The organism is Paenibacillus sophorae, from assembly GCF_018966525.1.
Taxonomy (GTDB): Bacteria; Bacillota; Bacilli; order Paenibacillales; family Paenibacillaceae; genus Paenibacillus_AQ; species Paenibacillus_AQ sophorae.
Window position 1 is genome coordinate 2,564,378 of sequence record NZ_CP076607.1, and the last position, 22,033, is coordinate 2,586,410.

General features: G+C 51.0%; 21 protein-coding genes. 16 read left to right on the forward strand and 5 right to left on the reverse strand.

Translation table 11 applies throughout. From position 1 onward, the window contains the following. Nucleotides 1-23: 23 nt before the first annotated feature. The 3 genes from pgmB to yhbH all read right to left on the reverse strand — a co-directional run bounded on the left by pgmB (nucleotide 24) and on the right by yhbH (nucleotide 3,344). Nucleotides 24-686 carry a beta-phosphoglucomutase gene (gene pgmB, locus KP014_RS12035; protein WP_036590105.1) on the reverse strand — a complete coding sequence of 221 codons (663 nt, stop codon included), beginning with the start codon at nucleotides 684-686 and terminating at the stop codon, nucleotides 24-26. Nucleotides 687-793: 107 nt separating this feature from the next. Then, nucleotides 794-1,834, reverse strand: a complete 1,041-nt coding sequence (locus tag KP014_RS12040; protein ID WP_036590107.1) for a LacI family DNA-binding transcriptional regulator — start codon at nucleotides 1,832-1,834, stop codon at nucleotides 794-796. Between the two features lie 346 nt (nucleotides 1,835-2,180). Continuing rightward, the gene (yhbH, locus tag KP014_RS12045) at nucleotides 2,181-3,344 is read right to left on the reverse strand and encodes a sporulation protein YhbH (RefSeq protein WP_036590109.1); all 1,164 of its coding nucleotides are present in this window, start codon (nucleotides 3,342-3,344) and stop codon (nucleotides 2,181-2,183) included. 328 nt (nucleotides 3,345-3,672) lie between these two features. Between yhbH and KP014_RS12050 the strand changes: the two genes are divergently transcribed. The 3 genes from KP014_RS12050 (at nucleotide 3,673) to KP014_RS12060 (ending at nucleotide 7,474) form a co-directional block, all read left to right on the forward strand. Next, the gene (locus KP014_RS12050; RefSeq protein ID WP_036590110.1) at nucleotides 3,673-5,268 is read left to right on the forward strand and encodes an amidohydrolase; all 1,596 of its coding nucleotides are present in this window, start codon (nucleotides 3,673-3,675) and stop codon (nucleotides 5,266-5,268) included. 145 nt (nucleotides 5,269-5,413) lie between these two features. Further along, the gene (locus KP014_RS12055) at nucleotides 5,414-6,448 is read left to right on the forward strand and encodes a copper amine oxidase N-terminal domain-containing protein (protein WP_036590113.1); all 1,035 of its coding nucleotides are present in this window, start codon (nucleotides 5,414-5,416) and stop codon (nucleotides 6,446-6,448) included. A gap of 99 nt (nucleotides 6,449-6,547) precedes the next feature. Further along, nucleotides 6,548-7,474, forward strand: a complete 927-nt coding sequence (locus KP014_RS12060; protein WP_051499504.1) for a hypothetical protein — start codon at nucleotides 6,548-6,550, stop codon at nucleotides 7,472-7,474. 125 nt (nucleotides 7,475-7,599) lie between these two features. Here the strand turns inward: KP014_RS12060 and KP014_RS12065 are convergent, their stop codons facing one another. Next, nucleotides 7,600-8,043, reverse strand: a complete 444-nt coding sequence (locus tag KP014_RS12065) for a hypothetical protein (protein ID WP_036590115.1) — start codon at nucleotides 8,041-8,043, stop codon at nucleotides 7,600-7,602. A gap of 161 nt (nucleotides 8,044-8,204) precedes the next feature. Here KP014_RS12065 and KP014_RS12070 point away from each other — a divergent pair, with 161 nt between their 5' ends. Further along, on the forward strand, nucleotides 8,205-8,585 hold the full coding sequence (locus KP014_RS12070) for a DUF423 domain-containing protein (protein ID WP_036590116.1): 381 nt from the start codon (nucleotides 8,205-8,207) through the stop codon (nucleotides 8,583-8,585). A gap of 108 nt (nucleotides 8,586-8,693) precedes the next feature. Here the strand turns inward: KP014_RS12070 and KP014_RS12075 are convergent, their stop codons facing one another. Next, nucleotides 8,694-9,239, reverse strand: coding sequence for a hypothetical protein (locus tag KP014_RS12075; protein ID WP_090834099.1), 546 nt, complete (start codon nucleotides 9,237-9,239; stop codon nucleotides 8,694-8,696). A 204-nt stretch (nucleotides 9,240-9,443) separates the two neighbouring features. Here KP014_RS12075 and KP014_RS12080 point away from each other — a divergent pair, with 204 nt between their 5' ends. From KP014_RS12080 to KP014_RS12135, 12 genes are all read left to right on the forward strand, one after another. After that, complete coding sequence (locus KP014_RS12080) at nucleotides 9,444-9,746, forward strand: YunC family protein (protein ID WP_036590122.1); 303 nt, start codon at nucleotides 9,444-9,446, stop codon at nucleotides 9,744-9,746. A gap of 297 nt (nucleotides 9,747-10,043) precedes the next feature. Continuing rightward, a complete protein-coding gene (locus KP014_RS12085; protein ID WP_036590124.1) occupies nucleotides 10,044-10,505 on the forward strand; it encodes a Dps family protein in 462 nt (153 codons plus the stop codon). A 339-nt stretch (nucleotides 10,506-10,844) separates the two neighbouring features. Beyond that, entirely contained in the window at nucleotides 10,845-11,417 is a 573-nt protein-coding gene (locus KP014_RS12090) for a DUF1802 family protein (protein WP_036590128.1), read from the forward strand. A 228-nt stretch (nucleotides 11,418-11,645) separates the two neighbouring features. Further along, entirely contained in the window at nucleotides 11,646-12,428 is a 783-nt protein-coding gene (gene sufC, locus KP014_RS12095; protein WP_036590130.1) for a Fe-S cluster assembly ATPase SufC, read from the forward strand. Between the two features lie 25 nt (nucleotides 12,429-12,453). Next, nucleotides 12,454-13,755 carry a Fe-S cluster assembly protein SufD gene (sufD, locus tag KP014_RS12100; protein ID WP_036590133.1) on the forward strand — a complete coding sequence of 434 codons (1,302 nt, stop codon included), beginning with the start codon at nucleotides 12,454-12,456 and terminating at the stop codon, nucleotides 13,753-13,755. Then, nucleotides 13,752-14,975 (forward strand): cysteine desulfurase, encoded by a 1,224-nt coding sequence (locus tag KP014_RS12105; protein ID WP_036590135.1) that lies wholly within the window; start codon nucleotides 13,752-13,754, stop codon nucleotides 14,973-14,975. The genes sufD and KP014_RS12105 overlap by 4 nt, the downstream gene beginning before the upstream one ends. Continuing rightward, on the forward strand, nucleotides 14,962-15,396 hold the full coding sequence (gene sufU, locus KP014_RS12110) for a Fe-S cluster assembly sulfur transfer protein SufU (protein ID WP_036590138.1): 435 nt from the start codon (nucleotides 14,962-14,964) through the stop codon (nucleotides 15,394-15,396). The genes KP014_RS12105 and sufU overlap by 14 nt, the downstream gene beginning before the upstream one ends. A gap of 24 nt (nucleotides 15,397-15,420) precedes the next feature. Then, the gene (gene sufB / locus KP014_RS12115; protein WP_036590141.1) at nucleotides 15,421-16,818 is read left to right on the forward strand and encodes a Fe-S cluster assembly protein SufB; all 1,398 of its coding nucleotides are present in this window, start codon (nucleotides 15,421-15,423) and stop codon (nucleotides 16,816-16,818) included. A 142-nt stretch (nucleotides 16,819-16,960) separates the two neighbouring features. Then, on the forward strand, nucleotides 16,961-17,542 hold the full coding sequence (locus KP014_RS12120; RefSeq protein ID WP_036590143.1) for a hypothetical protein: 582 nt from the start codon (nucleotides 16,961-16,963) through the stop codon (nucleotides 17,540-17,542). A gap of 121 nt (nucleotides 17,543-17,663) precedes the next feature. Continuing rightward, nucleotides 17,664-18,074: a VOC family protein gene (locus KP014_RS12125; RefSeq protein ID WP_036590147.1), complete on the forward strand. Its 411-nt coding sequence runs from the start codon at nucleotides 17,664-17,666 to the stop codon at nucleotides 18,072-18,074. Between the two features lie 306 nt (nucleotides 18,075-18,380). Next, nucleotides 18,381-20,141: an ABC transporter ATP-binding protein gene (locus KP014_RS12130; protein WP_036590149.1), complete on the forward strand. Its 1,761-nt coding sequence runs from the start codon at nucleotides 18,381-18,383 to the stop codon at nucleotides 20,139-20,141. A gap of 41 nt (nucleotides 20,142-20,182) precedes the next feature. Next, on the forward strand, nucleotides 20,183-22,000 hold the full coding sequence (locus KP014_RS12135) for an ABC transporter ATP-binding protein (protein ID WP_036590177.1): 1,818 nt from the start codon (nucleotides 20,183-20,185) through the stop codon (nucleotides 21,998-22,000). Nucleotides 22,001-22,033: the final 33 nt, after the last annotated feature.

Below are 22,033 nucleotides of genomic sequence, written 5' to 3' on the forward strand. Positions count from 1 at the left end.
AATTGATATTGATTAGCCTGAATTTAAATGGAGGCAAAAGCTTCTTTAAGCCGGGCAACGCTCATCTCCAGCAGGGAAGGAACAACAAGGGCTGCGGTTCCGAGCGTCTCCGGCGAACCGATGCCCACGCTCGCCATTCCCGCGCGGCGGGCCGCCTCGATCCCGGCTTCGGCGTCTTCAAAGACGACGCAGTTCACAGGGGAGATGCCGAGAGCTTCCGCTCCAAGCAGGAATACTTCCGGATCGGGCTTGGCGGCGGAGGTCTTGGTTCCGTCGATAATCGCATCGAAATATGGCGTGAGTCCCGTGTTGTTCAGAATGGTCATCGCGTTCTTGCTTGCGGAACCCAGGGCGATTCTAAGATCCTGACTTCGGCAATCCTCCAGAAAAGCCAGAGCCCCTGGCAGAATCTCCGAGCTGTCCATCGCCGAGATATATTCGACGTAACGGTTATTTTTGCTCTCGGCCAGTCTGGCTTTTTCGGCATCATCCAGAGTCAGTCCGCCGATCTCCAGCAGAATGTTAAGCGAAGCGGCGCGGCTGACGCCTTTCAGGCGTTCGTTATCCTTCTCCGTAAATTCAAAGCCGAGCTGATCCGCAAGCTCCTTCCAGGCGATGTAATGATACTTGGCGGTGTCAACCAGTACACCGTCCAGATCGAACAAGCAAGCCTTAATGTCGGTCATGATCATTCTCCTTAAAGTAAATTTGATATATCCTCCAATGGAGAAGTGCAAACGTTTGTACAGGGCTCCAAAAAATAAATGAAGCGCCGAAGTAATGCTTCATTTACTTATTCACTTCTTGCCGGAGAGAGCATGGAAGACTCGCGTACAATCAAACGATGAGGAATAATGAACCGTCTGGTCAAGCCCGGCTCTTTATTCTGCTTCTGAATGGCTTGAATCAATACCTGGGAGGCCGTGTAGCCCAGATGGTAAATTCCGATATCGATGCTGCTGATCGGCGGGGTAGACAGCTCGGACAGAGGAATGTTGTTGAAGCTGACCAGCGCCAAATCTGCAGGGACGCTGTAATTCAGCTCGCTTAATCCCCGGAGAACACCGAAGGAAACGATATCGTCCACAACGACAAGCGCCGTAGGGCGGCTCGGCAGATTCATGAAGAATGACATGGCGCGATAGCCGCTGTCCTGCAGAAACTCTCCTTCCACAATCCATTCGGATTTCAGTTCCAGACCGTTATCCTTCATAGCTTTCCGGTAGCCCTCAAGCCGATCCCGTGACACAATCAGGTTCGGAGGGCCGCTGACGAAGCCGATCCGCTTATGCCCCATGGTGATGAGGTGATTCGTAGCATCATAGGCCGCCATTAGATTGTCGGTATCTACTGACAGAATATCGTCATACTTGTCGCTGCGTCCCACCAGAACGAAGGGATATCCGTTGTTCTTCAGGAAATCGATCACGGCGTCGTCTTTGCGCGAGTAGAGCAGAATCGCACCATCGACGCGCCGTCCCTTGAGCAGCCGGGAGACCGCCTCAAGTTCTTCCTTTTCCGTCGCGCCGGAGCTGATCAAGACATCGTACCCCGAACGGCTTGCCTGTGTGACAATCCCGCGGATCAATTCCATAAAGAACAGATTGGTGAACAATTCTTCAGCCGGCTTTGGCAGGATAATGCAAATGCTGTTCGTCGTCTTCGACACGAGACTCTTCGCCATGATGTTCGGGTGGTAGCCCATTTCCTCCATAATGCTCTTGACCTTGCGGGAGGTTTCCACGCTGATTCTCGGATGGCCTGACAACACCCGGGAAACCGTGGAGGGCGAAACGCCCGCTCTCTTGGCCACGTCCTTGATGGTAACTGTCATAGAGAACCTCCTCTTGTGAAAACGCTTGCTTACGCTTATCTTAATCGAAGTGCATGCAATTGTAAATAGAAAAACCGAGCCGCAAAAGTTGATAAATACTAGCGGTTACCAGTGAGCGGGCGCACACCAATAGGCCCGTGAAGCTTGACGGAAAGCTTGTCCGGTTCGTAAGCAGCACGACATCACAAAGAGCTCCCCTGCTGCATGCGCGGGAAGCTTTTTAGGTGTGAGCGATCTGAAGTCGCCGTTATGGTTCATGCCAGAAGGCAGATAGGGGAAGGCTAAAAAATTGCCCCCATCGAGGGTTTCTATTATACTGTTCCGTTCGGTTGATTGCAGGATTTGCTTAACGCCCCGCGGGTTCCTTTTTGCCGAAAAAGGTCTTTAGCGCCTGATACACTTCTTTTTTGTCCTTGATGACATAGTGCATGAACTGCGGCTGCTTAATGTGTTTGTATGCGGACATGAGGGTGCTGCTCCGGTTGTACTGGTTGACCTCGCCGTAGCCGAAGATGTTGCTCCGTTTCAGCATTTCCCCGATCAATTTGACGCAGCGCTCGTTATCAGAGCTTAAGTTGTCGCCGTCCGAGAAGTGAAAGGGATAGATATTGTATTTGGAAGGCGGATAGCGCTTGTCGATGATTTCCAGCGCTTTTTGATATGCCGACGAGCAGATCGTGCCTCCGCTTTCGCCGCGGGTGAAGAAATCATGCTCGCTGACCTCTTTCGCCTCCGTATGGTGGGCCAGAAAGACAATTTCGACCTTCTCGTATTGGCGGCGCAGGAAGCGGGTCATCCAGAAAAAGAAGCTGCGGGCGCAGTATTTTTCAAAAGTTCCCATACTGCCCGAAGTGTCCATCATCGCGATAATGACCGCGTTGGAATGCGGAATCGTCGTTTCATCCCAGGTCTTGTAGCGCAGATCGTCGGGGCTGATACCGTGGATTCCCGGCTGGCCTCTTCTGCCATTGCGGCGCAGGTTCTCAAGCAGGGTGCGCTTTTTGTCGATGTTGGACATCATGCCCTTTTTGCGGATGTCATTGAAGACGATGGACTGGACCTCGATTTCTTCCTTATCCTTGGGTTTCAGATGCGGCAGCTCGAATTCCTTGAACAAAATGTCTTCCAAATCCTCCAGATCGATCTCCGCCTCCACCAGATCCTGGCCAGGCTGGTCGCCCGCTTTATCCCCTTTTCCTGGACCGGTCTGCGCCGGCTCCCTGCCAAGCACATCTCCAATTTGGCTGTCTCCGTCACCCTGGCCGACATGCTTCTGCTTGCGGTAATTATAAATGATCCGGTACTCATCCAGACTGCGGATCGGCACCTTGACGATTTGCTTTCCGTCGGACATGATAATGTTCTCTTCCGTAACGAGATCGGGCAAATTGCCTTTAATCGCTTCCTTGACCTTCTGCTGGTGACGCTCCTGATCCTGATGGCCTTTGCGGTGCAGGGACCAGTCTTCTTTCGAGACAACAAACGAAAAAGGCTGTGACGATTGTGACAAAGATGACCACCTCCCATGGAATATAAAAAGCGAAAATTATACGCAGGCTCCGGCGTCTGCCCGTGAATTTAGGGTGCGATTATTAGCCGGGAGCCGAAAGCCAGCAGTTGTACCTAAAGTATATTCACGGACGCAAGGGATATGTGCGCTTAACGGAGCGGAGATGGAAGAGCAACCCTGTGCGATTTCCGCATGCAGGCTGCCAACCTTATATGTATCCACGGAAAAATGATGGACTTGCGGTTTAGTTCCGGTTAGCGTTATGTTAGCCTATAATCAAGAGATTGCGAACGGTCAAGCAGTAGAGAGCCGTGGGAGGGGAATAACCATGTCAGTCATACTGTTTACAAACGGTAGAGGAATCCAAAGTGCTCAGGCCGCTCCGGATTCCATATATAGCGAGAACGGAATCATAACCGCAATCGGAACGAAGCGCGAGTTGAAGCTTCAACTGGCGGGGCGGGATTATGCGACTGTAGATTGGGAAGGTGGCTATGTGCTGCCGGGTCTTGCCGATTCCCATTTGCATCTTGGAATGCAGGGGATGAAGCTGGATATGCTGGACTTTACCGGCGTAGCTTCTAAGGAAGAAATGTTGAAAAAGATCGCTGAACGCGCGAAAACGACTCCCCCGGGCGGCTGGATTCTCGGACTTAACTGGAACGAGAATGAGTTCAGACCGGCGGAAGCTCCCCATAAGCGTGAGCTCGATGAAATTACGGATAGGCATCCGATATTTCTTACACGCACCTGCTTCCACGCCTATCTTGGCAACAGCGAGGCGTTCCGTCTTGCGGGCGTGACGGAGTCGACTCCAGATTCCGCTTCCAGCGCATATGGCCGCGACGCGGACGGCGGGCTGAACGGCTTGATCTATGAAGACGCCTCGCTTCCGTTTACGGCGGTCCAGCCTGCACCAAGCTATGCTGCCCTGAAAGCGTCCATGCGCCGGGCCTGTAAGCACGCGCTGTCACTGGGTCTGACCGCGGCGCATACCGAGGACCTGCGCCTGCTTGGCAGCATTGATGTGATGCTGCGAATCCACCTTGAGCTCCGCGAAGAGGGAGTATATTTCCGCACACATCAGCTGCTATACTATCCGTTTCTCCAGGAAGCGGAGGAGCTTGGGCTTCGGCCTGGCGAGGGCGATGAATGGCTGCGCATCGGCGCGGTTAAGCTCTTCTCCGATGGCGCGATTGGAGGACGGACAGCGCTGCTTGCCAAGCCTTACAGCGATGCGCCGCATACCTCCGGTATAGCTATTCATACTCAGGAGAGGCTAAATGAACTCGTCGCCGCAGCACGCCGGAATTCCTTTCCGGTGGCCGTTCACGCTATTGGCGATGCAGCGGCCGATATGACATTGACCGCAATGGAAAGCGCTCCGCTGCCAAAGAACGTGCTGCTGCCGGACCGTTTCATCCATGCCCAGGTACTGAACACGGCGCTCGTGGAACGTATGCGGGCCTTGCGGCTGATTGCCGATATTCAGCCCCGTTTTGTCGCCAGCGATTTTCCATGGGTGCTTGACCGAGTCGGCGAGGAGAGGAAGGAATATTTATACGCTTGGAGGAAGCTGCTGGCCGCCGGGATTATCTGCGCAGGCGGAAGCGACGCGCCGATTGAGCCTTTGAATCCTTTTCTCGGCCTGCATGCGGCTGTGACGCGCCGCAAACCGGATGAGACGCATGCCGGCTATTTGCCGGAAGAAAAGCTTACGGCGGCGGAAGCGCTCCGGCTGTTCACCGAAGGAAGCGCCGCTGCCGCCGGAGAAGAGCACGAGCGCGGACGCATCGCCGTAGGCATGCGCGCCGACTTCACTGTAATTGACAGGGACATTTCGGCCAGCCCGAAGGAAATGTTGGCTGCCAAAGCTCGGATGACGGTAGTTAACGGCAGAATCGCATACCGCGCTTCCCGTTAGAGAATCGCAGGAGACAGACAAGGGGCGGTTCGTTTTTTTGCGCAGCTGAATCACTCAGCGTTCGAACTTGGTAAACGTTTGGTAACTTTTGGGTAAGCGGTTTTCATTATAATATAAGAAATCCCTGCTTAAAGGAGCTTCTTTAATGAAACTGAAAGCTGCCGCTCTACTACTCGCCGCCCTGCTTATTCCCTTTTCCCCCTCTTCGGCATCGGCTTCCGAGACGGGCGAGGTTGCAATAGACTGGAACGGCGAATCCGTCCGCACATCCGTGCCTTCCTATATTGAGAATGGGGTTACCTTCGTATCCATCGATATGATCTCGAAGCTGAATGGATTATCCGCAAGCTGGCTCCCCGACGAAGGGTTAGCCAGACTCTGGATGGACCGCGGAGGCGTCTTCGTTTTCAAGCCGGGGACCGGCTATGCTGACGATATGGACAAGCGCTATACGCTGGGAGCGGAAATCGCTGTGAAGAATGGAGTGGTGATGCTGCCGCTGCGGTTTATCGCCGAAATGGCCGGAGCTGACATCTCATGGGATCAAACGAACAACAAAGTGTCGGTCATACAGAAGCGGATGGCCGTTGCATCCGTACCCGGAACCCGAAACCGTCTTTTTGCCATATCGGAAGATAAAGGGGAGTACATGGGCATCACTTTGGAGTGGAACGGAATGCTGAAATCCTTTCCTTCATGGCGCAATCCCTCCACTGTGGGATCGCCTCCGCGGCTGCTGACCCAAGATATTAGCGGTGACGGGAAGCCGGAAGCGATTATTCTGCTTAATGCGGGAAGCGGAACGGGTGTTTATCTTGAAGAACCCCATGTTGTCAACAGCCGAACGTTTAAAGAAATCGGGATACAGGACCCGCTTGAAGCCGCCCGACAAAGGCTAGTTTCGGGCGTGGAACGCGTAGGCAAAGATACCGTGATCCGCGTAATGGCGGATGGAACGGTCCGGGAACGGCATTTGGATAAGCAGGAGAGCGACGGGGAATCGCCAGGCGGTCTTACCTTCGGTTCCATCATTAAATACGAAGTGCGCGGCGGCAAGCTTGTCGCCATACTCGCAGGCGCGGAGGGCATAGAGAACTATCTCGGTGAAGCCGTCGTAACGTACATTTTGCAGAACGGAGCTTACACCGCCAAGTCCGTCTCGTTTTCTTTTTACCAGTAATTCGTCATCATCGGTAAAAATCATTTGCAACCTTAGCGCGGGGTGGGACGTTAAAAGGGTAAGTGTGATCGCACGTGAACCTTAAGGAGGCAGAACTACATGAAACCACAACGTTTCATTTCGGCCGCGGCTGCTTTTGTCGTATTCTTGCTTGCCATCACGGCTTGCACAGGAGATAAGCCCGCAGCAGACCCCACGGATGCGCCCGTCACGGCTTCGCCGACGGCCACGACCGCAGCAATTCCCGAACCGACCACGGTGCCTGAACCGTCCCACTCACCGAGTGAGCCCGCAGGCGGGGAAACGCAGGCCATTAAGGGAACTGGCGTCTATAATGGACAAATCGACAACCATTCGATAGAAATTCAGACGGAGGAAGGTCCGGTTGCCTTTGAGCTCGGAGCCGGAATGGAGAGCATACCGGAAACGCTGAATGAAGAAGACCAAGTCGTCTTTGAATACGTGGAAAAAGCGGTGAATGGCGACGCTTCTCTCAAGCAGAGAGTGCTCACCAAGCTGGCCGCCTCTGGAGGGGAGACGGGAAAGGGAACCGGACTGCCGCAGACCAAGCAGCTGGAGCTTATGCTTGAAGGCAACCGAGAAGTAAAGACTGCGACACTTGCATCGGGCGACGGATACTCGCTGTATGTGGTCGACATTCTTGCCCTCGACTCAGCAAAGGGAAGACTTTACCTGAAGGCGGATCCTGACTATTATGCCGACATTGAGAAGCTTCCTTCGGACTTTAACCTCGATGCTCTGCTGGTTGAAGGACGTGAAGAATTGTCCGAGATAGGAGAAGTCAAGGAGCTGAAGGGTCAGGAGAGAGCAAGTCAGCTGCCAGATGCGCGGCTGCTGCTGACCGCTTCCGGCAATGGCGGAACGAGAAAGTATATCGTAACAGAAAAGGACGGACAGGGATATATCATCAGAATGAATATCCCGTATGGCGATGCAACGGAAGGGTTTCCGCCGCATGCCTTCGCTTCGCTGAATACGCTTGTGAACCAGGTAACCGGTGAGTAAATTCACCTGTCAGCGTACAGGAAAAGGCCCCTTCGATCTTGTCTCCCGAAGCTTTTGGGACAAGCGAAGGGGCCGTTTTGCATTCTTGGTCCACATTCCTAGTAGGACAGCGGCACCCAAATTTATTACAGGGAGCCTGCGCTCATCAGAACCACTGCGAACAGCAGCAGGAACAGAAGCAGAATTAACCCGTTGATGATCGTGCCGATGATCCCGAATACCTTGCGCCTTCCGCGCAGGGCTAGACCGATGATGCCCACCACGACGCCGATGACATTAAGCGCCGCAAGTGCAAGTATGGCCAACCCGAGAAACAGGAAGGCTCCGCCCGATTCGCCTTTCAGCACATCCGTTTCATTTAACACCGGTGCGATTAAGGTTCCGGCGACTATGAAAGAGACGATGTATCCCGCCAGTGTAACGATGGAAATGACAAAAGAAGCGATGCCTGGACCGGAATGCTTAAGGACCCGTGGTTCCTCTTGGTAAGGGGCAAAGCCGGAGGTGTCGTTGCCGGAAATGGCTGCATTTTGCGGCATATTATTTTGCGAGAAATCTTGTTCATTCATAAACTTTGGCGCACTCCTTTTCGGATTGTTATGTATATATCCAATTTTTCACAAAGCGGCACTAAATGCAAGCAAAAGGAACAAATATGAGGATACTGGATTTGGAGCCTTCCCATCCGTTATGATGGAAATATAAAGTACAAGATAAGGAGTTGTCTTCTTTGCAGCGTACATTTATAGGCTTAGGGGCTTTGCTCGCCATGCTGGCGGTAGCCATAGGCGCTTTTGGCGCCCATATCCTGAAATCCTCGCTAGGGGAGAGCGCCATGGCGGTATATGAAACGGGCGTTCAGTATCATATGATGCATGCGCTGGGTCTTCTGATTGTCGGGATTGCCGCAGGGCAATGGGGAGAGAGTTCGCGGCTGCGGTGGTCAGGCTGGCTGCTGCTTGCCGGCATCGTCCTGTTCTCGGGAAGCTTGTATGCATTGAGTATTTCCGGAATCAAAGTACTGGGAGCGATTACCCCTCTGGGCGGAGTATGCTTCATTGCAGGCTGGCTGCTGCTCGCACTGGAGGCCTTTTCCCGTAGAAACGCATAATTTGAAAAGATCCTCTGATAAAGGCGTGTCAGGACGCTCCGGTGCCAATAATAAGTTATAAACAAAAAGGGTCCCTTTAGACTATATGGTCTAGGCACCCTTTTTGCTTTACAAAAATTCGTCGATTTCATTCAGCCTGAACGTGTAAACCTGTTTCTCGTCAACTTGGTAGACGTTAAGAGTGGCGGACGCCTCGTCGAAATTCAGAATGCGGCATGGCATTGATATCTGCTTGCCTTGACGGTTGGCTCTTAACCGGACAAGCCGATTGTCCTGAATAAATGCGCGAATCTGACCGTAAGGGTCGGCGGGACTTTCAATCGACTTACGGTAGTCTTGTTCATTGCCGGGATTTGCCGGTGAAACGGGACTTTGCGGCAAGACAGAAGACTTCGGGAGTACAGCGCGACGAATGCCAGGCTGTGTATCAGGAAGAGCTTGTTCCTGCTTAGACATCGTTTGCAGGGGATCAAGAAGGCTGTCAATGGTTTTTCCCAAGGGCAGTTCTGAACGAATTCTGAAGTCGGCCACAACATCACTGCTGTTCATCAATTCAAGCAAATATTGCAAAGCAAGCCGGTTGGTACGGGCATTTATCAAGATGTCGACATTAAACAAATAATGCTCGTCTGCACTCAGCGTTTTATTATCCATATATCCCCCAGCTTTATTCATAGGAATGGTTCTTTGTATATAAACTATAACATTAAACATGAAATAGTTATAGAGTAGAGTTCGAAAAAAAATAGGTCTTATGTCTCCTGATTCCCTTGAAAATCTGGGACCATCGTCCACACGCGAGCTTACCGTCAGGCATAAACATACAGCGGGGTAAGTCAATGAAGGAGGTGCCTATAAATGGTGACAATGGTTCCAGTTGCAGTTGGCGATCATATTATGCTTGGAGTTGAAGTGAAGCTGCCCAAAACGACGCTGCTGACAATCAGCAACGATAGAGGTTATATTATGTGCGGCGCGCTTGACATCGGGTTGCTTAACGAACGTCTGGCAGACCGGGGCATCATTGCCGGCAGAGCGGTGGGGGTTCGGACGCTGGAGCAGCTGCTTGAAGCTCCTCTGGAATCGGTTACGGTCGAAGCGGAAAAGCTTGGGATTGTTCCCGGGATGACGGGATCCGAAGCTCTGCTTAAGATGATTTAGTCAATACTGAGGATGAATGGGCCGAAAGGGCCCTTTTTTAATATTAAGGAATAAGTTGCATATTTATGAAAGAAGTAAACGGTGTTAAAAAGAGGATGAGGCGGATAAGCAAGGTCTTCTCCGAGCATTCTACGTAAGAGGAGATCATATCCTGTATTTTGACAAATTTTTGGATAATCGATTTTTTGGAGTTTCGCCAAGCCGCGTATAAGGGTAATTGGACATTAGACAGCTGTGCAGGGGCCGGATCATCAATAACAAGCCGGCTACAATTTTGGATAAAGGAAGGGATTAACTATGGCTAAAGCAACGAACAAAGTGGATTCTACCTCTATCGAGCAAGTGCTAAACCGACAGGTCGCCAACTTGAACGTATTGTACGTCAAAATACACAATTTCCACTGGTATGTAAAAGGCGAGCAATTCTTCACCCTTCATGTCAAGTTCGAAAAACTTTACGATGAAGTTACGGAGAAAATGGACGAGGTAGCCGAACGCCTGCTGAGCATTAAGGGAACCCCTGCTGCGACCTTGAAGGAATATCTTGAGATTGCGACGATTCAGGAAGCAACCGGCAAGGAAGACAGCCGCGCCATGGTACAATCGCTGGTCGAAGACTTTACGACTATAGCCGAAGAGTTAACTGAAGGCATTGAGCTGGCAGAGGAAGCAACAGATCAGCCTACGGCGGATCTGTTCATCAAAATCCGCAGTGATTTCGAGAAGCATTCCTGGATGCTGCGCTCTTTCCTCGGCTGAGATCAAGCTTAGCTGCTGTTATCCACTGTGGAAATCTTTTGTCGAAATCTTTTGTATAGTAGAGAAGCCTCCATCGCGGAGGCTTTTTCTGTTATTTTTCAGATAATTTACTTAACTCCATGGCGCAGCTCATTATTAATAAAAGCATCAAACTTGCCGTGACCAGGGAAGGAAACCTTTACGCGGCATGAATTTATTGCTCCACTTTGGCCTCCTGATATCCGTTGTGTCAGGATTTGGCGGAAGGTTCTTTAACATCAGCCTGTCGAAATGGAGTGAATGACGCTATAATAGATACATAAGCAGCAAGAGTTCCAGGATGGAAGGAGAGGTAAGGGGATGAATCTTAACCCTGTCGCTTTGAAAGAATGGGCCTCAGCCATTGACGTTCTTTCCGAGGGAGATCAGATTATGCTTCTGCGAAAAGGAGGCATCGAGGAAGAAACCCGGCGATTCGAGCTCAAGAGCCATTCCTTTTATTTATTTCCGACCTACGAGCATCAACGGACCCATCTGGTCAAGGAGCCATACCGGGATTCTGTGGAACGTTCACTTTCGGAATTTGACGCCGGGGCCAGTCATGTGAAGATCACCGCTTATGCCGAGGCCGTCGATGATCTTGAGGTGCGCGATTTTGAACAGCTTGAACGGCTCTATCCCTACCATATGTGGACTGGGAATTTGGCTGAGGAACGGCTGAAATGGAAGGCGAAGGAACCCCTGCATGTACTGCTGCTCAAAGTATACAAGCTGGAGAAGCCAGCCGAAATCGAGATGCTTCCGGAATACGGCGGATGCCGTTCCTGGATCGAACTTGCGGTTCCTCCGGACGAAACTACATTATATCCTGTTATGAGCGAAGATACCTTTGAAGAAAAGCGGAGAAGTATTAAGTCCATATTAGGGCAATAATATGACAATTATCATGAGCATTTACTGAAAAAATCCATGAAAATGAAAATTTCGGTTTGAAAATACGGGCTCATTATAATAAAATGAGTGAAAATCATTGATAATCACTGAGAATCAATTTATAATTATTATAATTTGATAAGCACTCTAAAACACGATGTTGGGATCAGGGCAGCCTGTTGCAATATTTCTGATTTCGCAAATCGATCAATGGGGGGAATGAACGTTATGGCAGCAGAATTTGTCATTGAGGGTTTGAAAGCGACGATTGAGGGGAAAGAGATCTTGAAGGGATTTAACCTTCAAATGAAGGGCGGCGAGGTTCATGCCATCATGGGCCCGAACGGCACCGGTAAAAGTACTCTAGCTTCATCGCTGATGGGTCATCCGAAATACGAAGTGACGGAAGGAACCGTAACCCTTGAGGGTGAAGATGTGCTGGAGATGTCGGTCGACGAGCGTGCCCGCGCCGGATTATTCCTTGCTATGCAGTATCCCAGTGAGATCGCCGGCGTAACTAACTCCGACTTTCTGCGCAGTGCGATCAACGCGCGCCGCGAAGAGGGAAGTGAAATTTCGCTGATCAAGTTTATCCGCCAAATGGAAGGCAAGATGAAGGATTTGGAGATGAATCCGGAGTTCATGCACCGCTATTTGAATGAAGGCTTCTCCGGCGGCGAGAAGAAACGCAACGAAATTCTGCAAATGTTGTTGCTGGAACCGAAAATTGTGATTCTGGATGAAATCGATTCGGGTCTTGATATCGACGCGCTGAGAGTTGTCGCGCAGGGTGTAAACGCTATGCGAAGCGAAGACCGCGGTTTCCTGGTTATCACTCACTACCAACGTCTGCTTAACTACATCAAACCCGACTTTGTTCATATTATGATGCAAGGCAGAATCGTTAAGTCCGGCGGCCCTGAGCTTGCCGAGCGATTGGAAGCCGATGGCTATGAATGGGTGAAGGAAGAGCTGGGGATCGAAGATGAAACCGTAGGGCAGGAAGCTTAAGAACGCCTGGAAGGAGGAGACCATAATGACTACGCAAACCATTCTTCCGGTTGACGCCGGCCGATTGAGCGAACTGTCGCTGAGAAGCGGCGAGCCGGAATGGCTGAAGGAAAGCCGCCTAAAGGCGCTGGAACTGGCCGCGGAACTGGAATTGCCAAAGCTGGAGAAGACTCGGATTGATCGTTGGAATATAAACCAATACGGCAGCTATAAAGAAAGCGCGGCGATCGCCGCATTGAACGAAGCACCCTCCTCCATTGCCGCACTTGCAGGCAGCTCGGAGGAAGGAAGCCTTATCATTCAACGGAATTCCGGAGCGGTCTATGCGAGGCTTGCCCCGGAGCTCGCGGATCAGGGTGTAATCTTCACGGATCTGCAAACTGCGGTTAAGGAGCACGGAGAGCTAGTGCGGCGGTACTTGCACACTGCGGTCAAACCAGAAGAGCATTCGGTTGCGGCTCTGCACGCGGCGCTGTGGAACGGTGGCGTATTCCTGTACATTCCGAAGAATGTAGTGGTCGATACACCGGTTCAGGCTGTATTCCTGACAGACGACGCGGAGGCTTCATTTGCACCCCATGTCCTGATCGTTGCGGACAGCAACAGTTCGGTAACCTATGTTGACAACTATGTATCGGGCAAGAGTGAAGCCGGACTTCATAACGGCGCAGTGGAAGTGTTCGTCGGAGCCGGAGCGAAGGTCCGCTACGCTACGGTGCATCAATTCGGTGCGGATACCACGGATGTTACGTACCGCCGCGCTATCGTGGAGAATGACGGAACGGTCGAGTGGATTGTCGGCGAAATGAACGACGGAGATACGGCCAGCGACACGAAGTCGGTGCTTAAGGGCAACGGGGCAAGCTCCGACGCAAAAGTCATCGCGGTAGGCTCAGGCTCGCAGAAGCTCAACTACACGACGCAGGCGCAGCATTTCGGCAAGAATACGCCAAGCAATATGATTACCCGTGCGGTTATGCGTGAGAACGCCACGTCGATTATCAACGGCATTACCAAAATCGAGAAAGGCGCAACGCGCGCTGACGGCCAGCAGACGGAAAAAGTGCTAATGCTTAGCCCTAAGGCGCGCGGCGACGCCAATCCGATTCTGCTTATAGACGAGGACGACGTTACCGCAGGTCATGCCGCTTCCGTAGGGCAGGTTAATCCGGAACAAATCTATTATCTGATGTCCCGCGGTATTTCGCGTTCGGATGCGGAGAAACTGGTTATTTACGGCTTCCTTGCGCCGGTTGTATCGCAAATTCCACTTGAGGGACTGCGCAATCAGCTTAAGTCTCTTGTGGAAAGGAAGTTGGGCCAATGAACAGCTCTATCCGGGAACTATTCCCCATCCTGAACCAGAATGTTAACGGCCACCCGCTCGTATACCTGGACAGTGCAGCGACATCGCAGAAGCCGCGGCAGGTAATTGAAGCGATCAAGGCTTACTACGAGCATGATAATTCCAACGTTCACCGCGGTGTCCATACGCTGGGCAGCCGCGCAACCGATGCCTATGAAGGAGCCAGAGAGAAGGTTGCCAGATTTATTAACGCCCATAGTACCAAAGAAATCGTATTTACCCGCGGTACGACGACGGCTCTTAATCTGGTAGCTTCCTCTTACGGTCCTTCCGCTGTCGGTGAGGGCGATGAGATCGTGATTACCCTGATGGAGCACCACAGCAACCTGATTCCGTGGCAGCAGCTCGCCAAGAAGACTGGAGCGACACTTAAGTTCATCCCGCTGCAAAAAGACGGCACCATTCTGCTCGAGGACGCCGAGAAGACGATTACGGACAACACCAAGATCGTCTCCGTGGCCTATGTCTCCAACGTAATGGGCGTCACCAGTCCGGTGAAGGAACTGGCGGCCATCGCTCACCGCCACGGTGCGGTAATGGTGGTTGACGGCGCGCAGAGCACGCCGCATATGAAGGTTGATGTTCAGGATTTGGACTGCGACTTCTATGCTTTGTCCGGCCACAAAATGTGCGGGCCAACCGGCATCGGTGCCCTTTACGGCAAAAGAGCGCTGCTGGAAGCCATGGAGCCGGTTGAGTTTGGCGGGGAAATGATTGATGACGTCGGCCTTTATGAATCAACCTGGAAGGAACTCCCATGGAAGTTCGAGGGCGGCACACCGATCATCGCGGGCGCAGTTGGCCTTGGAGCGGCGATTGACTTCCTGCAAGAGGTCGGTCTTGACGAGATTCATCGGCATGAGATTAAGCTCGCGGCCTATGCGGAGCAGCGTCTTGCCGAAGTTGAAGGTATATCGATCTACGGACCGCGTAACCGGGAAGTGGGCGTCGTAACCTTCAATCTGGGGGATGTTCACCCGCATGACGTAGCTACTGTGCTTGATGCGGAAGGAATAGCGGTCCGGGCGGGCCACCACTGCTGCCAGCCACTGATGCGCTGGCTGGAAGTTAGTTCTACGGCAAGGGCCAGCTTATACTTGTATAACACCGAAGAAGATATTGACCGGCTGGCCTCGGCATTAATCCGGACAAAGGAGTATTTCGCCGATGCAATTGGATGATTTGTACAGACGTGTAATCATGGATCATTATAAGAATCCCCGGAACCGCGGTTTGTTCGAAGACGATGCTATGAAGGTGGAATTGAACAATCCTACCTGCGGTGACCGTATTACACTACAGCTTAAGGTTGAAGACGGAGTCGTGAAGGAAGCCCGGTATGTCGGCGAAGGCTGCTCGATCAGCATGTCTTCCGCTTCAATGATGACTGAAGTGGTTAAAGGGAAGACAGTGGAGAAGGCGCTGGATTTGGCCAGCCGATTCTCTGCACTGATGAAAGGCGAGGACGTGACGTTCGACGATTACGAAGATATAGAGGCTCTTTCCGGCGTTAACAAATTTCCGGCACGGATCAAGTGTGCGACACTGGCCTGGAATGCGCTGCGCAAAGGCATCGACGAGGAAGAACGGCATCACCACTAATTAAACTGAAGGAGGCGTACCCCCATGGCCAAAAAAGCGCCTGAAATTGAAGAGTACAAATATGGTTTTCGGGACGAGCACAAGGCGGTATTTCAAACGGGTAAAGGGCTGACTCCGGAAATTGTCAAGGAAATCTCGGCGATTAAGAATGAGCCGCAGTGGATGCTGGACTTCCGTCTGAAATCGCTCGAGCAATTCGGTAAAATGCCGCTGCCGCGTTGGGGTGGAAACCTTGATGATCTGGATTTCAACGATATTCAGTACTATGTGAGACCATCCGAGAAGCAGGGCAAGACTTGGGAAGAAGTCCCTTCCGAAATTAAGGAAACGTTCGATAAGCTCGGCATTCCCGAAGCGGAGCAAAAGTTCCTTGCAGGTGTCTCTGCACAGTACGAATCCGAGGTCGTCTACCACAGCATGCAGCATGATCTTGAAGAACAGGGCGTAATTTTTACGGATACGGACACGGCTCTGCGTGAGCATCCCGAGATCTTCAAGCAGTATTTCGGCACCGTGATTCCTCCGACCGACAACAAGTTCGCAGCGCTGAACAGCGCCGTTTGGTCGGGCGGAAGCTTTATCTACGTTCCAAAAGGCGTTAAATGCGAGATACCGCTGCAGGCTTACTTCCGTATCAACTCAGAGAACATGGGACAATTCGAACGAACGCTGATCATTGCCGATGAGGACAGCTTCGTGCATTACGTGGAAGGCTGTACCGCTCCGGTCTACAGCACGAATTCGCTGCACAGCGCGGTCGTTGAAATCATCTGTAAAAAGAACGCACGTGTCCGCTATACAACCATTCAGAACTGGGCGCCGAACATCTACAACCTCGTTACTAAACGCGCGGTTGCGGAAGAGAACGCGACGATGGAATGGGTTGACGGAAACATCGGTTCCAAGCTGACGATGAAATACCCGGCGGTTGTTCTGAAAGGACGCGGAGCAAAAGGTTCCGTGCTCTCTATCGCGGTGGCCGGTAAAGGCCAGCACCAGGATGCTGGCGCCAAGATGATCCATCTGGCACCGGACACGACGTCCACCATCATTTCCAAGTCGATCAGTAAGCACGGCGGAAAGGTCACTTACCGCGGACTCGCTTCCTTCGGCCGCCAGGCGGAAGGCGCGAAGTCAAATATTAAATGCGATACGCTCATTATGGATAACGAATCTACTTCGGATACGATTCCTTATAATGAGATCATGAACGATAACATTACGCTGGAGCATGAGGCTACCGTCTCCAAGGTATCCGAGGAGCAGCTCTTCTACCTGATGAGCCGCGGCCTTACCGAAGCGGAAGCGACCCAGATGATCGTAATGGGCTTCATTGAACCGTTCACCAAGGAACTCCCGATGGAATACGCCGTCGAGATGAACCGTCTTATCAAATTCGAGATGGAGGGAAGCATCGGTTAGCCTTGATTGATCAAGGCTGCCCATCTTGCCTAACATGCAAATACGTGTTCGCAGTGATCTTGACGCTCTTATGCCCAAGGCGCTCGGACACGTATTTTATTTTTACATAAATAACTGCATATACAAGATTAGGAGGAATACTATGAGCTTTGTATCTGTTTTGGGCAGAAGGGATTTTTTATGCGTAATGAGCGATGGAACATTAATAGGAGATAATAATGAAATCTTGCAAGAAGATTATCAGAGATTTATTAATATCGGGAATCAAGCTTTTATTGCTTTTGCTGGCAGCCAAGGGCCTTGTGAAGAGTTGTCGGTGCAGATGCTGCCCTATTTTGATGTGAAGACGGATTTTTCTGCGATCAATAACGCCCTGACTGATTTTTTCAATACCGATGATTTAAACCAACGGGAAGTAAAAGTCATGATTGCTTTTGGCGGTATCAATCTTGACGGCAATATTGAATTTTTTACAGTGGATTCAGAAACGAACAAAAGCGAGAGATACTTCCCTGAAGGGGAAGACATTAAATTTTGTTTCTTGCGCAGTGGGGATACTTTAACTGATCTAAACGTTAAGGGGAAAATGATTGAGCTGCTGCGAACAACGGGCGCGAATACACCCACCGAATGCGTTTCCGCCCAAAAATTGCTGAATGATTATATTGCTGACCATGATGCTGAGGTGAATAAGAAAACTTCAAGAATGGTCATAAAAAAATGAGGAGTGAACGCCTTGCCCTTGCGGTAGGGCTTTTTATTTTTCTTGAACTGGACAGGAACATATGTTCCGTGTTAACATGTGAGTAGAAATTCAAACTCAGGAATGAAAGGATGTTGAAGGCATGGCTAAACTGACCCCCTACATTTTTTCGGAGGATGCAAGATCGCAGGCTGCGTTTTACACCGAGGCGCTTGGCGGAGAAGTTCTGAGTGTGATGACATTCGCGGATGGACCTGACCCAAATCCGGAGTATAAGGACAAGGTTATGCATCTGAGTTTCAAGGCCGCAGGTATTCAATTCTATATGAGCGACTCTTTTAAGCCGATTGAACGGGGAAATGGGTTGGCTCTTACGCTGGAGTTTTCGACCGAAGAAGAGGCTTATGCAGCTTTTGATAAGCTTGCCGAAGGCGGCAAAGTAATCGACGCGTTGAAGCGGCAATTTTGGGGAGCGCACTTCGGTCAGCTTGAGGACAAGTACGGGGTGTCGTGGCAAGTCGTAACGGAGATGGAGACGCCTGAACCATCCTGATTCAATCCGAAGCCGTTATGTCAGACAATTTATAATAACAAGGATAACGATGAGCGTTTCCGACAATGGAGACGCTTTTTATTTGTTTTGATTTTCTTGTTGAAGCCAGTATTTGTGAGAAAACGGAAGCATTCTATGAATCTGGGGGCGTATTTAGTTGGTATAAACGATGATTTCGAGTGTTTAACGTTAAATTTGGGTGTTTTTCCGCTTTGCTCCATTAAATTAGGAGTGATAAACTCCTTAAAGTCTCTAGAATTGTGAAAGCGTTAAAGTTCGGAAACTTGTGAAAAAAGGAGGAGAGACATGGATGTTCTTAGGCAGCTGCGGGTCTTTTACCGGGAGAGGCTGCATTTTCTGATTCTATCGATCGTTTGTTTGGCTGCCGCTACGGCAGTGGGGCTGATTACCCCCAACCTGCTAAGAAAGCTGATTGACGATGTTATCTTGCCCATGAAATTTGGTGAAGTTCCACTGATCGCACTGACGGTATTGGCAGTTGTATGTGTGAAGGCGTGTCTGCAGTTTGCACACGGATTTTTCGGAGGAAGGCTCGGGAATTATTTGGCCTACCGTCTTCGCAACGCTTGTTATGAGAAGCTGCAATTTTTGTCGTTCCGTTATTATGACACCGCCAAGACCGGCGATCTTATGTCCCGGCTAACTGGAGATCTGGAAGCAATCCGCCTTTTTATTGGTTTCGGATTTGCTCAGCTGCTGAATGTCTTCTTTATGGTAGTATTTGGATCGATCATGATGTTCTCACTGAATTGGCAGCTCACGCTGGTGACGCTGGTTACGATGCCGTTCCTGGCTGCGGTTGCCTTTAAATTCGAAGCTCGTATTCACCCTGCTTTTCAGGAGATGCGGCAAGCGCTCAGCGAGCTGACGACAACGGTTCAGGAGAACGTCACCGGTGTGCGGACGGTCAAATCTTTTGCCAGAGAGCCTTATGAGGTAGATAAATTCTCCGGACGCAATGAGCGCTACAAGAACAATCAAATATACGCCGCTGGCTTGTGGAGCAAGTTCTTCCCGGCTATGGAGTTTCTGGCCTGCGCTTGTGTAGTGATTCTGCTTGGCGTGGGCGGAACGCTGGTCATTAACAAACAAATGACGCTCGGCGAGCTTGTCGCCTTTTTCAGCCTAATCTGGTATATTATTGCGCCTGTATGGGGTCTCGGCTTTCATATTAACAACTATACGCAGTCAAAGGCTTCCGGAGAGAGAGTGCTGGAGGTATTGAACCAGTGGATTGACGTGCAGGACAAACCGGATGCGGTAGAGCTGAACTCAGCCGAAGTTAAGGGCCATATCGTCTTTGACCATGTTACCTTTGCCTACGGAAACAAGGTGCCGGCGGTTACAGACATTCATTTTGAAGCTAAACCGGGTTCGGTCATCGGCTTTCTGGGCGGAACCGGGTCGGGAAAATCGACGATTATTCAGCTGCTGATGCGTGCTTATGATGTGGATGAAGGCAGCATTAGGCTTGACGGAACTGACATTAGAGAACTGGGAGTGCGGAGTCTGAGATCGCAGATCGCCGCCGTGTTCCAGGAGACCTTTTTGTTCTCGTCCTCCATTCGGGGAAATATCGCTTATGGGCTGAAAGAAGTGACGATGGAGGAGGTAATCCGGGCGGCAAAATTAGCCAAAGCGCATGATTTTATTATGGAAATGCCGGAAGGCTATGACACCGTTGTGGGTGAGCGCGGTATGGGTCTGTCGGGAGGCCAGAAGCAGCGGATCGCCATCGCGAGAGCCCTGCTGAAGAATCCGCGGATATTGATTCTTGACGACGCCACCAGCGCGGTCGATATGGAAACAGAACATGAAATACAGACGGGCTTCCAAGAGGTTATGCGCGGCCGGACGACGCTTATCATTGCTCACCGGATATCATCTCTCCGCCATGCCGATCAGATTATTGTCATGGATGAAGGGGAAATTGTGCAGCGGGGCACCCATGAGGAACTGATTGGCATGCCCGGGGCATACCGGGATGTGTACCGGATTCAATACGCCGATTACCTAGCGAAGGCCGCCGGAGGTGAACACCAGTGAATAATGTAACGGCGAGCAGAAAAAATGAAGCTCAGGGTTCTCTGAAGTCAGGAACAGACGTACCGGTACAGGAGAGATTTGTTTACAAGGATGACGACGTCATCGACAAGGCTTTTGACCGGAAACAGTTTACGCGGTTGTTCGGCTACATGAAGCCGTATGCCAGACAAATGCTGCCGCTCGTCATGCTGATGATGGTGCTGGGAACGGTAACGAAGCTCATGGTACCGTTTCTAACCAGTCTTGCGATCGACAAGGCGATTGCGCCTAAGAGCGGGAGCCCGAATCAGGCATTGCTATATATTCTCACGGCGGGTGTTATCGTACTATATATCGTGCAGTGGATTGCAGGCGTATTCCGTATCAAATATACGAATGTGATCGGTCAAAAAGTCATTTATGATCTTCGTTCCGATCTTTTCAAACATATTCAGAAGCTGTCGTTCAACTTCTTCGACAAGCGTCCGGCAGGGTCGGTACTGGTGAGAGTCACCAATGATATTAACTCTCTTCAGGACCTGTTTACGAACGGGGTCGTTAACTCGATTATCGACTGCGTGCAGCTTGCCGGTATTGTCGTTATTTTATTGGCGCTGAACTGGAAGCTCGGTCTTGCGGTCATGGTCACTGTTCCGATTATGTTCCTCGTCTCGACCAAGTATCGCCGGACGATCCGGATAGCTTGGCAGGCGGTGCGGATCAAAAATTCGCGAATCAACTCCCATTTGAACGAATCGATTCAGGGCATCCGGGTAACCCAGGCGTATACTCAGGAGCTTGAGAACATGAACTACTTCGACACGATGAACTGGGACAGCAAGAAATCCTGGGATAAGGCGTCGGCAATGAATCAAGGATTCGGGCCGATTATTGAGGTGACAGGCGGACTCGGAACACTGGTTCTATTCTGGTTAGGCGCGTATATGATACAGACGGGCAATTTGACCGTCGGCGTGCTCGTTGCATTCAGCACATACGTGAGCAATTTCTGGGACCCTATCAATCGGCTCGGGCAGACGTACAATCAACTACTCGTAGCGATGGCTTCCTCGGAACGGATCTTTGAGTATTTGGATGAAGAGCCACTAGTTCAGGACAAACCGGAGGCCAAGCCGTTGCCTACCATTCACGGTGATATTTCCTTTGAACGAGTCTATTTTGAATATGAAAAAGGGCGTGCGGCGCTGAAGGGAATTGACCTCGAAGTATCGGCAGGGCAGTCGATCGCGCTTGTCGGCCATACCGGTTCGGGCAAAAGCACGATTATTAATCTGATTGGACGCTTCTACGATATTACAGGGGGCAGAATTACGATAGACGGCCAAGACATTCGTGATGTCACTCTAAATAGTCTCCGAAGCCAGATTGGAATTGTGCTGCAGGACACATTCATCTTCTCTGGCACGATCAGGGACAACATTCGCTTCGGAAGGCTGGACGCGAGTGACATGGATGTAGAGGAAGCGGCCAAAGCGGTAGACGCCCATGATTTTATTATGAAGCTGCCGGACGGCTACGATACTGAGGTGGAGGAGCGCGGGAGCGCGTTATCCATGGGCCAGCGTCAGCTGTTGTCTTTTGCCCGCGCGCTGCTGGCTAATCCGCGTATTCTGATTCTGGATGAAGCGACGGCGAGCATCGATACTGAAACGGAGCTGAAAATCCAGGAGGCGCTGAAGGTGCTGCTCAAAGGCCGTACTTCGTTTATCGTCGCCCACCGATTGTCCACAATCCGCCATGCGGATAAAATAGTCGTCCTCGACCATGGGGAAATCAAAGAAATGGGAACTCACCAAGAATTGACCGAACAACAAGGCATTTATAACGGTCTGATTGAAGCGCAGTTCCGGTTTCTGTAACATCTCGCCCGGCTGCCCACAAACGCCACCTTC

What these genes read in the sequence shown, in the direction of transcription:
- pgmB (WP_036590105.1), bottom strand. Translation starts at nt 686, where the DNA reads ATGACCGACATTAAGGCTTGCTTGTTCGATCTGGACGGTGTACTGGTT.
- KP014_RS12040 (WP_036590107.1), bottom strand. Translation starts at nt 1,834, where the DNA reads ATGACAGTTACCATCAAGGACGTGGCCAAGAGAGCGGGCGTTTCGCCC.
- KP014_RS12050 (WP_036590110.1), top strand. Translation starts at nt 3,673, where the DNA reads ATGTCAGTCATACTGTTTACAAACGGTAGAGGAATCCAAAGTGCTCAG.
- KP014_RS12055 (WP_036590113.1), top strand. Translation starts at nt 5,414, where the DNA reads ATGAAACTGAAAGCTGCCGCTCTACTACTCGCCGCCCTGCTTATTCCC.
- KP014_RS12060 (WP_051499504.1), top strand. Translation starts at nt 6,548, where the DNA reads ATGAAACCACAACGTTTCATTTCGGCCGCGGCTGCTTTTGTCGTATTC.
- KP014_RS12065 (WP_036590115.1), bottom strand. Translation starts at nt 8,043, where the DNA reads ATGAATGAACAAGATTTCTCGCAAAATAATATGCCGCAAAATGCAGCC.
- KP014_RS12075 (WP_090834099.1), bottom strand. Translation starts at nt 9,239, where the DNA reads ATGGATAATAAAACGCTGAGTGCAGACGAGCATTATTTGTTTAATGTC.
- KP014_RS12080 (WP_036590122.1), top strand. Translation starts at nt 9,444, where the DNA reads ATGGTGACAATGGTTCCAGTTGCAGTTGGCGATCATATTATGCTTGGA.
- KP014_RS12085 (WP_036590124.1), top strand. Translation starts at nt 10,044, where the DNA reads ATGGCTAAAGCAACGAACAAAGTGGATTCTACCTCTATCGAGCAAGTG.
- KP014_RS12090 (WP_036590128.1), top strand. Translation starts at nt 10,845, where the DNA reads ATGAATCTTAACCCTGTCGCTTTGAAAGAATGGGCCTCAGCCATTGAC.
- sufC (WP_036590130.1), top strand. Translation starts at nt 11,646, where the DNA reads ATGGCAGCAGAATTTGTCATTGAGGGTTTGAAAGCGACGATTGAGGGG.
- sufD (WP_036590133.1), top strand. Translation starts at nt 12,454, where the DNA reads ATGACTACGCAAACCATTCTTCCGGTTGACGCCGGCCGATTGAGCGAA.
- KP014_RS12105 (WP_036590135.1), top strand. Translation starts at nt 13,752, where the DNA reads ATGAACAGCTCTATCCGGGAACTATTCCCCATCCTGAACCAGAATGTT.
- sufU (WP_036590138.1), top strand. Translation starts at nt 14,962, where the DNA reads ATGCAATTGGATGATTTGTACAGACGTGTAATCATGGATCATTATAAG.
- sufB (WP_036590141.1), top strand. Translation starts at nt 15,421, where the DNA reads ATGGCCAAAAAAGCGCCTGAAATTGAAGAGTACAAATATGGTTTTCGG.
- KP014_RS12120 (WP_036590143.1), top strand. Translation starts at nt 16,961, where the DNA reads ATGAGCTTTGTATCTGTTTTGGGCAGAAGGGATTTTTTATGCGTAATG.
- KP014_RS12125 (WP_036590147.1), top strand. Translation starts at nt 17,664, where the DNA reads ATGGCTAAACTGACCCCCTACATTTTTTCGGAGGATGCAAGATCGCAG.
- KP014_RS12130 (WP_036590149.1), top strand. Translation starts at nt 18,381, where the DNA reads ATGGATGTTCTTAGGCAGCTGCGGGTCTTTTACCGGGAGAGGCTGCAT.